At 68.3% G+C, this 15,411-nt stretch carries 13 protein-coding genes; 6 read left to right on the top strand and 7 right to left on the bottom strand.

Annotation, left to right across the window (positions count from 1 at the left end):
- Positions 1-122: 122 nt before the first annotated feature.
- Positions 123-1,577, bottom strand: coding sequence for a chromosomal replication initiator protein DnaA (dnaA, locus tag LC066_RS09295; RefSeq protein ID WP_224898208.1), 1,455 nt, complete (start codon positions 1,575-1,577; stop codon positions 123-125).
- 539 nt (positions 1,578-2,116) lie between these two features.
- Positions 2,117-2,380, bottom strand: a complete 264-nt coding sequence (gene rpsT, locus LC066_RS09290) for a 30S ribosomal protein S20 (protein WP_085888847.1) — start codon at positions 2,378-2,380, stop codon at positions 2,117-2,119.
- 404 nt (positions 2,381-2,784) lie between these two features.
- Here rpsT and LC066_RS09285 point away from each other — a divergent pair, with 404 nt between their 5' ends.
- Complete coding sequence (locus tag LC066_RS09285; RefSeq protein WP_224898206.1) at positions 2,785-3,897, top strand: NAD(P)/FAD-dependent oxidoreductase; 1,113 nt, start codon at positions 2,785-2,787, stop codon at positions 3,895-3,897.
- A gap of 83 nt (positions 3,898-3,980) precedes the next feature.
- On the opposite strand, the gene LC066_RS09280 is transcribed toward LC066_RS09285, so the two are convergent.
- Entirely contained in the window at positions 3,981-4,757 is a 777-nt protein-coding gene (locus LC066_RS09280) for an enoyl-CoA hydratase (protein ID WP_222475410.1), read from the bottom strand.
- Between the two features lie 66 nt (positions 4,758-4,823).
- The gene (gene mutM, locus LC066_RS09275; protein ID WP_224898204.1) at positions 4,824-5,675 is read right to left on the bottom strand and encodes a bifunctional DNA-formamidopyrimidine glycosylase/DNA-(apurinic or apyrimidinic site) lyase; all 852 of its coding nucleotides are present in this window, start codon (positions 5,673-5,675) and stop codon (positions 4,824-4,826) included.
- Between the two features lie 165 nt (positions 5,676-5,840).
- Here mutM and ubiE point away from each other — a divergent pair, with 165 nt between their 5' ends.
- Together ubiE and ubiB are read left to right on the top strand one after the other, a co-directional pair.
- Entirely contained in the window at positions 5,841-6,581 is a 741-nt protein-coding gene (gene ubiE / locus LC066_RS09270) for a bifunctional demethylmenaquinone methyltransferase/2-methoxy-6-polyprenyl-1,4-benzoquinol methylase UbiE (RefSeq protein ID WP_222475406.1), read from the top strand.
- A 3-nt stretch (positions 6,582-6,584) separates the two neighbouring features.
- Positions 6,585-8,117, top strand: a complete 1,533-nt coding sequence (ubiB, locus tag LC066_RS09265; protein WP_222475404.1) for a 2-polyprenylphenol 6-hydroxylase — start codon at positions 6,585-6,587, stop codon at positions 8,115-8,117.
- A gap of 70 nt (positions 8,118-8,187) precedes the next feature.
- Here ubiB and LC066_RS09260 read toward each other — a convergent pair whose 3' ends face one another.
- The 3 genes from LC066_RS09260 to LC066_RS09250 form a co-directional block, all read right to left on the bottom strand.
- Positions 8,188-9,036, bottom strand: a complete 849-nt coding sequence (locus LC066_RS09260; protein ID WP_224898202.1) for a phosphotransferase family protein — start codon at positions 9,034-9,036, stop codon at positions 8,188-8,190.
- Between the two features lie 376 nt (positions 9,037-9,412).
- Entirely contained in the window at positions 9,413-10,084 is a 672-nt protein-coding gene (locus LC066_RS09255; protein ID WP_224898200.1) for a flagellar hook capping FlgD N-terminal domain-containing protein, read from the bottom strand.
- A gap of 38 nt (positions 10,085-10,122) precedes the next feature.
- Positions 10,123-10,701, bottom strand: a complete 579-nt coding sequence (locus LC066_RS09250; protein WP_224898198.1) for a flagellar hook-length control protein FliK — start codon at positions 10,699-10,701, stop codon at positions 10,123-10,125.
- 2,305 nt (positions 10,702-13,006) lie between these two features.
- Here LC066_RS09250 and LC066_RS09245 point away from each other — a divergent pair.
- The 3 genes from LC066_RS09245 to LC066_RS09235 all read left to right on the top strand — a co-directional run bounded on the left by LC066_RS09245 (position 13,007) and on the right by LC066_RS09235 (position 15,341).
- The gene (locus LC066_RS09245) at positions 13,007-13,354 is read left to right on the top strand and encodes a rod-binding protein (protein ID WP_224898196.1); all 348 of its coding nucleotides are present in this window, start codon (positions 13,007-13,009) and stop codon (positions 13,352-13,354) included.
- Positions 13,351-13,710 (top strand): flagellar protein FlgN, encoded by a 360-nt coding sequence (locus tag LC066_RS09240; protein ID WP_224898194.1) that lies wholly within the window; start codon positions 13,351-13,353, stop codon positions 13,708-13,710. The genes LC066_RS09245 and LC066_RS09240 overlap by 4 nt, the downstream gene beginning before the upstream one ends.
- A 347-nt stretch (positions 13,711-14,057) precedes the next feature.
- Entirely contained in the window at positions 14,058-15,341 is a 1,284-nt protein-coding gene (locus LC066_RS09235) for a flagellin (RefSeq protein WP_222475385.1), read from the top strand.
- The last annotated feature ends 70 nt before the right edge of the window (positions 15,342-15,411 follow it).

Raw genomic sequence — 15,411 nt, 5'->3', positions numbered from 1 at the left:
GGAGATTGCCGAGACCGCTGTGCGGCGATGCGCGGCCAATCCCGCTGAAACGCGAAAGGGCCGCGCGATGCGCGACCCTGTCGTGGCACTCTGGGGGCCGTGGCTGGCCCGGGCGGTGGTGCTTACGCCTCCAGCGCGCGGCGCAGCAGTTCCAGGTCGTCGGCGATCTGCGCGTCCTGGTTCATCAGCTCCTCGATGCGCTTCACCCCGTGCATGACGGTGGTGTGGTCGCGCCCGCCGAAGCGGCGGCCGATCTCGGGCAGGGAGCGCGAGGTCAGCTTCTTGCACAGGTACATGGCGATCTGGCGCGGACGGGCGAAACTGCGCACGCGCTTGGGGCCGATCATGTCCGACAGACGGATGTTGTAATGCTCGGCCACGCGGCGCTGGATCTCCTCGATGGTGATCTTGCGTTCCGAGGCGCGCAGCACGTCCGACAGGCAGTCCTGGGTCAGTTCCAGCGTGATCTCGCGGCCCACGAGCGAGGCGAAGGCGAAGAGACGCGTCAGCGCGCCTTCCAGCACCCGGACGTTGGTCGAGATGCGATGCGCCAGGAATTCCAGCACGCCGTCGGCCACCTCCAGCTCGGGGTGCTTCAGGCGGAAGGCGGCGACCTTCGACTGCAGGATGCCCAGGCGCAGTTCATAGTCGGTGGGATGCAGGTCGACGACCAGGCCCGACGACAGGCGCGAGGAAATACGGACCGGCAGGTTCTTGATCTCGTTGGGCGCGCAATCGCCCGAGATGATGATCTGCTTGTTGTGGTCGACCAGCGCGTTGAACGTGTGGAAGAATTCTTCCTGGGTCGAATCCTTGCCGGCAATGAACTGCACGTCATCGACCATCAGCACGTCGACGGTGCGGAACAGCGACTTGAAATCCATCATGCGCTTTTCGCGCAGGGCCTGGACGAAGCGGTACATGAACTGTTCGGCGGACAGGTAGACCACGTTCAGATGCGGCTGGGAGGCCTTCAGCTCATGGGCGATGGCGTGCATCAGGTGCGTCTTGCCCAGACCCACGCCACCGTAGAGGAACAGCGGGTTGAACTCGACCTCGCCACCGGAGGCGACCCGGCGGGCGGCGGCATGGGCCAGTTCGTTGGGCTTGCCGACGACAAAGCTGTCGAAGGTGTAATGCGGGTCGAGCGGCGCGGGCTGCAGCATGCGGTCCTGCATCGACAGGGCGTCGGAGCTGGTGCTGCGCGGGGCGGCGCTGCTGACGCCGGAGGTCAGAGTGTCGGCACCGGCCTGGGCCTGCGACTCGGTCCCGGACTCGGCGGTCGCCTTTTCCGCCATGGCGGGGGCGGAGGCGGGGGCCTCTTCGCGGGGCGCGCGCGGCGTGACGGTGAAATCGATGCGGCGCACGGCCGGGTCGATGGCGGTCAGCGCGCGCAGGATCTCATCCTCGAAGTGACGCTGCACATAGGTGCCGACGTAACCCGAGGGCGCCGCCATGGTCGCAACACCTTCGCGCAGCGACAGCAGCTCGAGCGGTGCGATCCAGTTGGTGTAGTTATGTTCGTTAACGGATGCCCGCAGAGATTTCTTCAGCTCGCCCCAGCTCGTCGTCGCCATCTTGTCCTTGTACCCCACTTTACCTCGATCCTCGCATCTCCGGTCGGTCCGAAGCGCGGCGGCCACCTGGTGCCCTGGGGGAAAGGGTGCCCGTCCGCTTCGTGGCCTAGACGAAGCGGCTGCCGATCGTGCCGGCTGGCAATGCTGGACGCATCCCGGGCCGCAAGAGAGGCTCTTGCAGCGTCAGGCGTGCCTGGCGTTATGACCTGGACATGGCCGACAATCGGGACGTCACGGGGCAGCGTTTGTCCCGGACGATCGTCAGCCAGCAGACCCTAGTTCGGGACCGCAATGTCCCCCCCAAGGCGATGTGACTCGCAAGGCTGAAGCTAGCAACTTCCGCGCGACAGCCGCAACAGCACAACGCGCTTGACTCTGGCCCTTGTGGAAAGGAATCGCGACCCTGTTGCCGCAATGCCGCCACAAGCACAGATTGAACGTATACCCCCAATTTCGTGTGCTCTGCCCAACAAAAAGGCGCGGCCGAAGCCGCGCCCTTTGTCGTCAATTGCTTACCCGAAACGGGGAGTGTCCGGGGCTCAGCCCAGGGCCTTCACGCGGGCGGCGAGGCGCGAAACCTTGCGCGACGCGGTGTTCTTGTGGAACACGCCCTTGGTGACGCCGCGCATCAGTTCGGGCTGGGCGGCGCGCAGGGCGGCAGCTGCCTTTTCCTTGTCGCCGGAGGCGATCGCCTCTTCGACCTTGCGCAGGTAGGTGCGGATGCGCGAACGGCGCGCCTTGTTCACCTCGGTGCGGGTTTCGATCTGGCGGGCGCGTTTCTTCGACTGGGGCGTATTGGCCATGGGTCTGGTCTCTTTCTCTGTGTCCGGGGCCGCTGCGCCGTCGCCGAGGTCCGGAGGGATCCGCGACGGCACCCGGGGCGCCGACACAAAAAACCTGCCAGACGACTACAATCCCGTGGCAGGCTGCGAGGGCGTTTTCCCTCACGTTCTCCGGCACAATGCGGCCTCACGACACTGCAGACGCGACCGCGAAGAGGCGCGATCTGTTCTGAAGCCCGGGCAATAAGGCGAAGCGCGGGCGGAGTCAACAGCCCTGGGGCCTGTCGCCGACACAGCGGGCCGGGCCGAGGCGGATCCCGCCCACGCAGGCCGCCCGGGGGAGAATTAACCATTCATTAATACTTGTGCGGGTTGCTGTCGGGGTCGGATCCCCAGGTGGGCTCGGGGTCTGCGGAAAACGGGACATGAGCGAAACGTTCGATGTGATCGTCATCGGCGCGGGTATCGTCGGGATGTCCGTGGCCAGCGCCCTTGCCGGGCGTGCGCGCGTTGCCGTGCTGGAGCGGGAGCTTCGGCCGGGACGTCAGGGGACGGCGCGTGCCGTCTCCCTGTTGCGCCAGTTGCACCGCGCGCCCGAGCTGCGACAGCTGGCGGCCGACTCGGTCCCCTTCTTCACGGCGGAACATGAGGAACTGGCGGGCCGGACGCTGACACGCCCCCGCGGCCTGCTGATCCTCGCGCGCGCTGACCAGGAACGCTTGCTGGACCGGATCGAGGCGCGCCTGGCCGGATCCCATCCGTTGCGCCGACTTGAGGGGCGGGCCCTGGCGGAGCGGCTGCCGGTGCTGCGTCCGGGCTACGCCTGTGCCGCGCTCAGCGATGATCGCACGCAGGACCTGGACGTGCCGTTGATGATGACCCTGCACCAGACGCGGCTGGAAGCGCGGGGCGGGCGCCTGTTCTGCGCCGCGCCGGTCTCTGCCCTGGAGTGGCAGGACGGCACCTGGCGCGTGGACAGCGGTGTCGGCGCGATGCGGGCCCCGGTGCTGGTCAACGCCGCGGGGGCCTGGGCCGAACGGGTCGCGCGGATGGCCGGCGCCCGACCCATCGGCCTGCGCTGCCGTCGTCGCACCGTGCTGGAGCTGGAGCCGGCGGGCGGTCGGGACCTGTCGGAGTTGCCGATGATGGTGGATGCGGATCTGCACTTCTACCTCAAGCCCGAGGGGGATCTCCTGCTGGCCTCTCCGGTCGACGAAACCGTCGTGCCCGGCTGCGCGGCGGAACCCGATGATCTGGACGTGACCCTGTGCCTCGACCGGATTGCGGCCTGTTTCGACATCGAACTGGCCAGGGTGCGCCGGGCCTGGGCCGGGCTGCGCTGCTACGTGGCCGACGGGTTGCCCGTCTGTGGCTGGGCGGAGGACCGGCCGGGCTTTTTCTGGATGTCCGGGCAGGGGGCGACGGGAATCCAGACCTCACCCGCGCTGGCAGAGCTGGCCGTATCGCAGATCCTGGGCGAGGCAGACGACAGCGGCCTGGCCGACCGCCTGTCGCCGCGCCGCCTGCGGCACGGGTGATCGGACGCCGGGGCAAAGCAAAACCCCCGGCCACGGACCGGGGGCTACGTCTTTGTCATGGTGGGGCCGGGGTGGGCAGGCCCTCAGCGGTCGCGGAACTGCGGTTCGCGCTTTTCAAGGAAGGCGGTCATGCCTTCCTTCTGGTCCTCGGTGGCGAACATCGAGTGGAACAGGCGCTTCTCGAACAGCAGGCCTTCGGCCAGGGTGGTCTCCTCGGCGCGGTTCACCGCTTCCTTGACCGCCATGACCGAGATCATGCTTTTCTCGGCGATCTTGGCCGCCGCCGCCATGGCGGTTTCCAGGACCTTCTTGCAGGGCACCACGCGGCTGACCAGCCCGGCGCGCTCTGCTTCTTCGGCATCCATGAAGCGACCCGTCAGGTTCATGTCCATCGCCTTGGCCTTGCCCACGGCGCGGGTCAGGCGCTGGCTGCCGCCGATGCCGGCCATGACGCCCAGGTTGATCTCCGGCTGGCCGAACTTGGCATTGTCGCCAGCGATGATGAAATCGCACATCATGGCCAGTTCACAGCCGCCGCCCAGGGCGTAGCCCGACACGGCCGCGATGATCGGCTTGCGCACGCGGGTGATGGTGCCCGTCGCCTCGGAGAACAGGTCCTCGGAGTAGACATCGACGAAGCTCTTGTCGGCCATCATCTTGATGTCGGCGCCGGCGGCAAAGAACTTCTCGGTGCCGGTCACGACGATGCAGCGGACCTTCGGGTCCTTCTGCGCCGCCTTCAGCGCGGTGGCCAGCTCGCCCAGGAGCACGTCGTTGAGCGCGTTCATCGCGTCCGGGCGGTTCAGCTTCACCAGCGCGATGTGGTCTTCGATCTCGACGATGATCGTCTCGTAAGCCATGGGGTGAGTGTCCCTGTTGCTGAGATGTAGGGTCGATTCCCTATCAGGTTGGCCCCGTGGATCAAGCTATCTTTGGCATTGCGGGCAGTAGAAGCTGGAGCGCCCCGATTGCACCAGCCGTCGAATCGTGGCGGTGCAGCCCGGGGAGCGGCAGGGCAACCCCTCGCGCCCGTAGACATCGAAGCTGTGCTGGAAATAGCCCAGCTCGCCATCGGCCTGGCGAAAATCGCGCAGGGAGGAGCCGCCGGCGGCGATGGCTTCGGTCAGCACCTCGCGGATGATCGGCACCAGGTCCGCCAGCTTCGCCGTGGCGATCCGGTCACAGCGTCGCGCCGGGCTGATGCCCGCCCGGTAAAGGGTTTCACAGACATAGATATTGCCCAGCCCGGCCACGACCTTCTGGTCCAGCAGCGCGGTCTTGATCGGGCTTCGGCGCGGTTTCAATCGGGCCGCCAGGTAGGCCCCGTCGAAGTGGTTGCCCAGGGGTTCCGGCCCCAGCCCGGCCAGCAGAGGATGCGCCTCGGCGCCCAGCGTGGGCATCAGGTCCATGGCCCCGAAACGGCGCGGGTCGTTGAAGGTGATGCGCGCCCCGTTCGACATGTCCAGCACGACATGATCGTGTTTCTGCGCTGCCGGATGATCGTCCACGAAACGGCCCAGCGGGTCGCCCGACACGGTCATCCGCCCCGACATGCCGAGATGGATCAGCAGGCTTTCGCCGCTGGCCAGGTCCGCCAGGATGTATTTCGACCGCCGCCGTAGCTGCAGCACCTTCTGCCCGGTCAGCCGTTCGGCCATCCGATCGGGGAAGGGCCAGCGCAGGTCGGGGCGATTGACGGCGGCCGCCACGATCACCGCGCCCTCCATGGCGGGGGCCAGCCCGGACCGCACCGTCTCTACCTCTGGCAACTCGGGCATGGTGCCCTCCCATTCTCTGGCCGTCCGACATCCACGGGCCCACATCTCCGGGGGCCAAGAGGGGGCGAGGCCCCCTGACCCCCTCCTCACATGCGCGCGGGTCGCATTGCAGCGGCCCCCCTTCGCCCTATAAGGAGAGACAGACAGATAAGGCAGGATGCGACGATGGAAAAGACCACCCATTTCGGCTTCACCGAGATCCCGGAATCCGAGAAGGCGGGCCGCGTGCAGGGCATCTTCGGCTCGGTCGCCTCGAAATACGACGTGATGAACGACGCGATGTCCCTTGGCATCCACCGCATCTGGAAGGATGCGATGATGGACTGGCTCGCGCCGCGTCCGGGTCAGCGCCTGCTGGATGTCGCGGGGGGCACTGGCGACATCTCGTTCAAGTTCCTGTCCCGCGCGGGATCGGGCCACGCCACGGTGCTGGACCTGACCGAACCGATGTTGGTCGAGGGCCGCAAGAGGGCCGAGGCCGCGTCGATGGCCGACAGCCTGGACTGGGTGGTGGGCGACGCCATGGCGCTGCCCTTCGACGACAACACCTTCGACGTCTACACGATCAGCTTCGGCATCCGGAACGTCACCCGCCCGCAGGACGCCCTGAACGAGGCCTACCGGGTGCTGAAACCCGGCGGCCGCCTGATGGTGCTGGAGTTTTCCCAGATCCCGACGCCGGCGCTGCAATGGGCCTACGACCGCTATTCCTTCAACCTGATCCCGCCCATGGGCCAGGTGATCGCGGGCGACCGTGACAGCTATCAGTACCTGGTGGAATCGATCCGCCGCTTCCCCGACCAGGAAACCTTCCTCGGGATGGTGCGCACGGCGGGCTTCGACAATGCGAAGTATCGCAACCTGTCGATGGGCATCGCCTGCCTGCATTCCGGCTGGAAACTGTAAGCGATGCGCGGCCCCCACAACATCTGGCGCCTGGTTCGCACCGGCGCCACCTTCGAACGCTCGGGCGCGATGAAGCTGCTGCTGGACGCCTATGATGCGCCGCCGCTGCTGCGCCTGGCCGCCCGGGTCATCGGCTGGCCGTTCCAGTTCCTCGGCCTGAAGGGCGACCCCAGCCAGCCGCCGCTGCCCGGTGCGCTGACCGCGCTCGGCCCGGCCTACATCAAGTTCGGCCAGATTCTGTCAACCCGCCCCGACGTGGTGGGCCCCGATCTGGCGCAGCAGCTGCGTGTCCTGCAGGACAAGCTGCCGCCCTTCAGCCGTGATGAGGCGATGCAGGCGGTGGAGACCGAGCTGGGCCACCCGGCGGAAGAGCTCTTCTCCGAGTTCAGCGAACCGATCGCCGCCGCCTCCATCGCGCAGGTGCACAAGGCGCGCCTGGCCGAGACCGGCCAGGAAGTCGCCGTGAAGATCCTGCGCCCGGGGATCGAGAAGGCCTTCCGCAAGGACGTGGACGCCTTCTATTTCGCCGCCTGGATGATCGAGACCCTGGCGCCGTTCTCCCGCCGCCTGCGGCCCTCGGATGTGATCGAGCATTTCGACGGCGTGGTCCGGGCGGAGCTTGACCTGCGCCTGGAGGCCGCCGCCGCCAGCGAATACGCGGCCAATACCGAGGGTGACGCGGGGTTCAAGCTGCCGGCGGTGGACTGGTTCCACTCGGGCCGCCGGGTGATGACCATGTCCTGGGTCGAAGGGATCCCCCTCGGCGACACGGACGCCATGGATGCCATCGGCATCAACCGCGCGGAGCTGGGCGAACGGGTGCTGTCCCTCTTCCTGAACCACGCGCTGCGCGACGGGTACTTCCACGGCGACATGCACCACGGCAACTTGAAGGTGGCCGCCGACGGCACGCTGCTGGCCTATGATTTCGGCATCATGGGGCACATCGACGAATACACCCGCCGGGTCTATGCCGAGATCCTCTACGGCTTCATCAAGCGTGATTACCACCGCGTCGCGCGGGTGCATTTCGAGGCCGGATACGTGCCTGCCGACCGCGACGTGGAAGAGTTCGCCCGCGCCCTGCGCGCCGTCGGTGAACCGATCTTCGGCATGGATGCCACGCGCATCTCGATGGGGCGGCTGCTGAGCTATCTCTTTGAAGTCACGGAGCGTTTCGGCATGGAGACGCGGACCGAGCTGATCTTGCTGCAACGCACCATGGTGGTGGTGGAAGGGGTGGCGCGCTCGCTCAACCCGTCGATCAATATCTGGGACACCGCCAAGCCCATCGTGCAGGAATACATCGAGAAAAGCATCGGCCCGCGCGCCATGCTGACCGATCTGGGCCGCACGGTGAAGGTGCTGGGCCGCTACGGGCCCCGCCTGCCGGACCTGGTGGACGAGGTGCTGACGCGCCAGTTGCAGGGACCGCCGAAGCCGCAGCGCCCGTCGCTCTGGTCGCGCCTGGGCTGGGGGGCTGGGGGCCTGGCCCTGGGGGCCGTGCTGGTGCTGGTCGGTGCCGGGCTGAGCTGAGCCCGCGAACTGAGGTCTGCGGGGTCCGTTCCAGACCGGGGCGGGCCCCGTTTCCTTTCCTGGGCGGTGGTTATGGCGCTCGCGCGTCGAAGGCGGCCAGTTCCGCCTCGGCGGCACGAGCATCGGGCGCCGATCCTTCCGCGGCACGGGCCAGGCAATGGGCCGCGATCCGTAGGTGCAGCAGCGGGGCCAGCCCCGAAAGCCGGTCGGTGATGGCCCGGTCGTCGTAGGCGGCCAGGAAGGCCGCACGCTCGGTCTTCGACAGGGGTCGAGCCAGGTAGAGCACCCCCATGGCCGGCGACAGGAAAAGTGCCAGATCGTGGCAGGGATCGCCCCGGGCCGGGCATTGCCAGTCGATCAGACGCGCGCCCGCAGGGGTCATGATGATATTGCCAGGCACCGGATCGCCGTGCAGCCAGGCCTGTCGCGCGGGCGGCAGCGGGCCGGGATCCGACACCTCGGCCAGCGCCGCGCGCAGCCGGGCCTGCCCGGGGCTGTCGCTGGCGGGGGCTTTGGGCAAATCCCGGACAATCGCGGCCCGTAGCGCCATCGGGCTGGTTTCCAGGCAGCGCAGCCCGGCGGGTTGCCTGTCCTTTGGCAGGGCGTGCAGCTGCCGCAGCAGACGGGCCACTGCCTCGGGGCCCTCGCGCCAGGTCGGGCCGGGCAGGTGCCGGTAGAGCAGGCAGGGCCCCAGCGGGCCGTGCCAGTGATCCAGCATCCTGGGGGCCAAGACTGGTCCGGGGCCTGCAAGCGCGGCAAGACAGGCGGCTTCGGTCGCAGCATCATTTGGAAACAGCGGGCTGCTCCGATCGGGCCGGTAGAGCTTCAGCACCCTGTCGCCTGAATTTGCGCCGTCCGATGTGGCGTCGGCCGGCTGGTTGGCCGTCGTTCCGGACGGCCAGCGAGGTGCCTGGCCCATCGGTTGCTCTGTGCAGAGATCCTCTGCCTGGTCCGGACCCTCGCGGGGCAGACGCCAGCACAGGTTGCTGCGTCCGCCGGCAAGGGACTGCCACCGATCGGGGGGCGGAGCCGGGTGGCGTGAGGTCAGATCGGCGTGAAGCTCTTTGAGCAGGTCGGGCGGGCGGGCCATGAAGATCCCTTGCAGAGGTCGGGACAGTCCTAGGCCGCCTGGCCCGGGCGGGGCAAGGGTGCGGCCGGGTTATGGCCGCCAGGGGCGAGGCCTGTCATGCCGGGCTGATCAGCGTGGCACGGCGGGCCATACTGGAGCGGACCCGCGCGGGGTCGTCTCCGGTGCGGGTGACCTGCTGGGTTGCAAGGGCGGCAGAGGGGGCGGCCTAGTCGTCGGGCTGGCGCAAACCGGTGACCAGATCACTCGGCACCAGCTCGCCCGAGGCGGTGACCAGCACGGTCTGCCCGTCCATGATCCGCGCCTCGGTGACCAGCGCGTAGCTTTCCAGTGGATCCGTCGCCAGCAGATCGTCCCCCGCGTAATTCTCCAGCTCGAATGTGTAATTGCCGTGGGGCAAGACCTGGCCCGCGGCATTGCGTCCGTCCCAGCTGACCGTGTCGGCGGTGATCGGAACAGCGGCGCGGTGCACCTCGCTGCCGCTGGCATTGCGCACCACGAGGATGGTGCGGTCGGCCGCGGCCAGCGGGTTGATCGACACGTCCACCGGCGTGCCGGACCAGGCCGCCGGCGCGGCGGAGCGCGCCTCCAGCCCGACCCAGGAGGCGAGGTCGGACATCGACGAGGCGATCATGCGCGAGGAGAGGTCCTGCAGCAGGGTGTTGGTCAGCACCTGCTGTTCGACACCGGAGAAGGTGGCCAGCTGCACCGCGAAATCCTCCGATTTCACGGGATCCATCGGGTCCTGGTTCTGCAGCTGGGTCGAAAGCATCTGCAGGAAGGTCTCGAAATCGGAGGAAATGGCGGTGGCCGTTTCCGGTGTGGTGGCGGGGCGGGCGCTGTTGGCGGCGGCGGCGGTGGCACTGGTGATACTGTCCATGTCGGGTCCTTCGGATGGTCCGGGGAGGGGCGGCGGGCTCAGAGGCGGATGTCGATCCGGTCGCTCGATCCCGGTGAGGGGGCCGGTGCGGCGGCGCTGGCCTCTGGCGCGGGCTGCATCAGGGGGGCTCCGCCGGTGCCGGCGGCCGTGTCCTGACCATTGCCCTGGCTGCCCTGGCCGGGATGACCGCCGGCCTGACGTCCGTTGATGGCAATCTCGATGCGGTCGTAGCCCAGGCTGCGATAGCTCTCCTCCAGGAGCGAGATGTGGCGGCGCATGAGGTCCGAGGTCTCCGCCCGTTCGGCGGTGACATGCAGGGTGACGCCGCCCTCCTCGGTCGACAGGCGCAGGGTGACGCGACCCAGCTCCTCGGGGTCCAGCCGGACCTCCGTTGGGGCCTGGGCAGCCCGACCGGCAGCCTGGGCAATCTGCTGGGCGATCTGTTGCGCCAGGGGGCGGGCCATGTCCGGGCGGGTGGCGCTGGCGGAAAGGCGCAGGGCTTCCCCGGCGGTCTGGGGCAGCTCCCCCGAGGGCAGCGGGCCGTCGCGCTCCCCTGGCAGGTTTTCGACGTCGAGCGTCTGGTCGCCCGGCAGGACCTGCCCGGTCGCCGGGGGCACGGCCGCCGGAGATACGGGGGGTGCGGTGGAGACCACCTGTGGTGCGGCGGGGCCCACGGGAGCGCGCGGCGCCACAGGCGAGCGGGGCCCGTCACGGGGCAGCTCTGCCTCCGGCGCGCGTCGGTCGCGGGGCAGCGGATCCGCCGCGGGGGCGCCGGGGCGCGTTTCCAGGCTCGCACGCTGGAAAGCCGGCGGTGCCTCTTGCACGGGGCGGGGCGCGGCTGCTGGACGGTCTGCGTCGGGGACCGAGCTGCGCCCAGTGTCGGTTTTCACCCGACGCTGACTGCGGAAGAGCGCGCTGGAGAATGGTTCGACGTCTGCGGTGTTGCCTGACTGCGCAGGGGCCATTGTGGCCTTGGCAGGAGGCGCCGGTCGCGTGATTTGCGGCTGGGTCTCGGCCGCGGGCGGTGCCGGTGGCGCGTCTGCGCGGGTGCGCGGTGCTTGGGTCGGCGGCACGGGCGTCGTCCGGTCGGACGCGGGGGGCAGGGTGTCGGCGCCGGCCTTCGGGACGGAGCCGGCAGATGGCGGGGCAGCGGACGGCCGTGTCTCGGCCTGTGCGACCAGGGGGCGGTCCGCCCCGGGCGCGGTCGACTCGGGCTTTGGTGCGGGCTGGGCGGTGGCCGGTGGTGTCATTTCCGACAGGCTGCCAACGGGTTGGCCTGGTTGCGCTAGCGTCGCCGAAGCGGCGGGTGTTGCGGGCGCCGAGGTCACCGGTGCGGCGGAGAGCCTGGCTGATGCCCTGCCTGAGAGTCCTTGCGTCAGGCGATCCGGGTCCCGTTCGAACGCGCTGAGGCGCCGGGGCGCCGCCGGGGTGTCGTCTGATCTCCGCAAGTCCAGCTTCGGTTCGGCGCGATGCGCAAAGGCCTCCGGGGGGCGTTGAGGGCTCTCCGGACCCGCCCTGCGGAAGGACGTGTAGCTATCCTGCGGGGCATCACCCGTGACTGCCTGCGCTCCGGGCGCTGGCCGCGGGCGAGCCATCTTTGATGCGGGCAAAGGTGACTGGTGACGCACCGCATCCGACGTTTCGGATCGCGCGAGGCTCGGCGGGGTGGATGTGCGTCCCAGAGGTTGAGAAACGGTCGGCGGCGGCGAACCCGCGTCCCCGACCGTCCCGCTCAGTTTCCCTGTAGTCAGTTCGGTGGACACGGTCGGTCGTGCGACCGCTTCGGGATGCCGACTCGCTGCAAGGGGGACGTCGCGCATCCGAGGCTCCCCTTGCAGCGATTTCGCGGGCTGGGGCGTCGTGGGGGCGGCCTGGGCCTGGTCTGCCGCTGTGGGGCGCGCGGAGAGGCGCTTCCCCGGTGACGTCGAGCCTGGGGCGGGCGAGCCGGTGCGATTGATGGCAGTCGTGACTGGTGCAAGGCGAGGCCCGGCCGTGTCACGCGGTACGGTGTCCGTCGTTGCCATCTGGGCCGAGGTGATGCCGCTGCGCTGCGGGGGCGTGTCCGCCACGGGCCATCGGGATGGGCCCTGAGCCGGGTCGGTCGTGCCGAGGGTTGAGCGCCGCCCGACCTCGGTCGCAGGAACGGGACGGCTGCGGGGCGACGGGGGTACACCTGCATCCCCCGTAGCGGTGACCTTGCTGCTCCGCGGCACCAGACCCCCTGGATCGATTGCGCTATCGCTCTGCGATGCGGTCGTGGAGGGGGGCGGAGCGCCCGCGCCGCCTTCCTTGGCCGTGAGATGAACGGGCGCCGTGGTCCGTTCGGCGCGAGCGGTGGGTGGCGTGGCGGATTGGTCCTGCGTGGGAGCGGTCCTGGCGGTCATGACCTCGGGCGACTGGGCGCGCGGCGTGTCAGCCGTGCCCATGCCATTGGCCGGGCTGACGGTTATGGACCTGCGGCGATCTTCGGGCACCGGGGGGACATCGGCTTCGGCGGGACCGTCGGTGTGCGACGACGACTCAGGCGCGGCATGCGGTTCCGCCGCGCTGTCAGCGCGGGTCGCCTCCTCGGACTTGGTCCTGTCCTTGTCTGCAGGGGAATTCGGGTCTGCCCCGCCATCCGACCCGGTGCCGCTGCGCGTATCAGGCCGCTGCCCCTTGTCCCGAAGGAGGCCTGCCTCGGCAAAGATCGCGCCGAATCCCCCGTCGTCGTCGGGGCGCGCATCACGCGCGGTGCTTGCACCGTCGCCGGCCGCGCCGCGCGCGGAGAGCGCTGACAGGAGCGCGGGGGGCATAGAGGAAATGGTCATGGCAACCTCCGGATTTCTTCCGTGGCCCCATCCTGTCTCAAGTCCGGTTACCGCATCTTTACCGGTGCAGGACCATTTTCGGGGAAACTCGATCAAATTGGAGGATGTCGCGATGCCCGACCCCCTGTCCGCCTTGCCTACCGTGGGGAGGCCGTCTCCCCTGCCGTCTCCTGCCTTGTCACGCCCGCCGCCCTTCGAATCGTTGCCCGGGCCCCCGGGTGCGGCGCCACGCGACGGCCCCCTGTGGCGAGCCGCTCGCGATCTGGAAACGGGCTTCCTGACAGAGATGCTGAAATCTGCCGGGCTGGGCCGAACACCAGAACAGTTCGGCGGCGGCGCGGGGGAGGATCAATTCGCCTCGTTCCTGCGCGAGGAACAGGCCCGCGCGATGGTCGAGGCCGGTGGTATCGGCCTGGCGAAAACCCTCTACGATTCCCTCACGAAGGAGACGACCCGATGACCCATGATCCCCATCAGGCGCTGATCGACGAACTGGACGCGCTGCTGGACCAGGAGCGCGCGGTGCTGACCGCGGGCCGGCTGGAGGCGCTGCCCGGCCTGCTGGAGGCGAAGGAGACGCTGATCGACCAGCTGAACGCGCTCGATGACATGACGCCGGAGCGGCTGCAGCCGTTGCGCGGCAAGGCGCAGCGCAATCAGGCCCTTCTGGACGGGGCGCTGCGGGGGATCCGAACCGTGGCGAACCGGTTTTCCACCCTGCGAAAGATCCGTAACACGCTGGAGACCTACGACCGGACCGGACGCAAGTCCGCCCTGCTGCAACAACATGATAACAAACTGGAAAAGCGCGCCTGAGCTTGTTCTGGCCCAGGGATGGCGCGCCGCGGCGGGCCATCCGTCACGGGAGGTCCGGGAAAGTCCCCTCGTTTTGTTTCAAATGCCCGAAACGGTCCGTGCCGCAGTTAGGAAAGCGTTAGGATATGGCGCGCATTCTGCCCCTCGCATCCTTCGGGATGGCGCAGGCAGGGAAACCGCGACCGGGATCCCTTGATCGGCAGGTGCCACGTTGTGGCACCTCCGTGATCGGGATCAACCTCGCGGAGTTCCGCGTGCCTGCACCCGTCAGAATGACATTCGATCCGTCCCGTGGGGGGCGGGATGTGTAACGGGCGTAAAGCGCCCAACGACCAAAGGAACACCGCATGTCCAGCATTCTGACGAACACCAGCGCCATGGTCGCGCTGCAGACCCTGAGCAATGTGAACAAGAACCTGACGCAGGTGCAGGGGAACATCTCCACCGGTAAGAAGGTGGCCAACGCCAAGGACAACTCGGCCGTCTGGGCCATCTCCAAGGTGATGGAATCCGACGTGGCGGGCTTCAAGGGGATCTCCGAATCCCTGGGCCTGGGGGAATCCACCGTCGCCGTGGCCCGCTCCGCCTCGGAAACCGTGAACGACCTTCTGACCCAGATGAAGGAAAAGATCGTCGCGGCGCAGGAAGAGAACGTCGACCGCGACAAGATCCAGGCCGACATCGACGCCCTGGCCGACTCGATCGGCGCCACCGTTTCGGCGGCGCAGTTCAACGGCCTGAACCTGCTGTCGAACAAGGAAGCCGAGGCGGGCTCCGGCACCGTCAACGTGCTGGGGTCGCTTGATCGCTCCTCTTCGGGCGTGACCGTCGGCCAGATCGCCGTGACCAAGCAGGACCTCGGGACCGAGGCCTCCGAGGTTGGCGGCACGGCAATCGCCGCGGCCAGCAACAACCTGACCGGCCCGGCCGATTCGACCGCCACGGCGCTGACTGCCGCCGGTACGCCGCCGACCACCACCGTGACCATTGACGATGTCTCGGCCGGGGCCGGCTTCTCGATCGCGCTCAGCGCCGGTGCGGGCAACTTCGCCGCGGGTGTGAACACCACGGACGCCAACGACATCAAGTATGTCGCGCGGGACGGCGATACGATCACCGACGTGGGCGAAGGCCTGGTGAAGGCGTTCAACAAGTATGCCGCCGAAGCCATGGGCGATGACCGCTCGACGGTGGCGGCAACCTTCAACGCGACCACCGGCGTGATTACCTTCACCGGTTCCAGCGTGACCGGCGACAACATCTCTGTCGCGGTCAGCGAATACGCTGCGGCTGGGAACACCATCGGCGGTGGCCTGGAAGAGGTGGCCAATATCGACGTGACCACCGACACCGGCGTCGAGAACGCCCTGGCCGATATCGAAGGGATGATCCAGACCTCGATCGACGCCGCGGCCTCCTTCGGTTCCGTGCAGGGCCGCATCGAGACCCAGTCGGACTTCATCTCGACCCTTGTCGATAGCCTGAAGTCGGGCATCGGCACCCTGGTGGATGCCAACATGGAAGAAGCGTCGGCGCGCCTGCAAGCCCTTCAGGTGCAACAGCAGCTGGCGGTGCAGGCGATGTCGATCGCCAACCAGGCGCCGCAGACCCTGCTGTCGCTCTTCCAGTAAGCGGAGGCCCGAGATGATCGGGGGCGCCCAGGCGCCCCCGGTTCCCTCCGTGACATCCGTATCCTGACTG

Origin of the sequence: Pseudooceanicola marinus (assembly GCF_020177265.1) — a bacterium.
GTDB classification, from domain to species: domain Bacteria; phylum Pseudomonadota; class Alphaproteobacteria; order Rhodobacterales; family Rhodobacteraceae; genus Pseudooceanicola; species Pseudooceanicola marinus_A.
The sequence above is the reverse complement of the archived record's forward strand: the minus strand, read 5'-3'. Positions and strand labels throughout refer to the sequence as shown.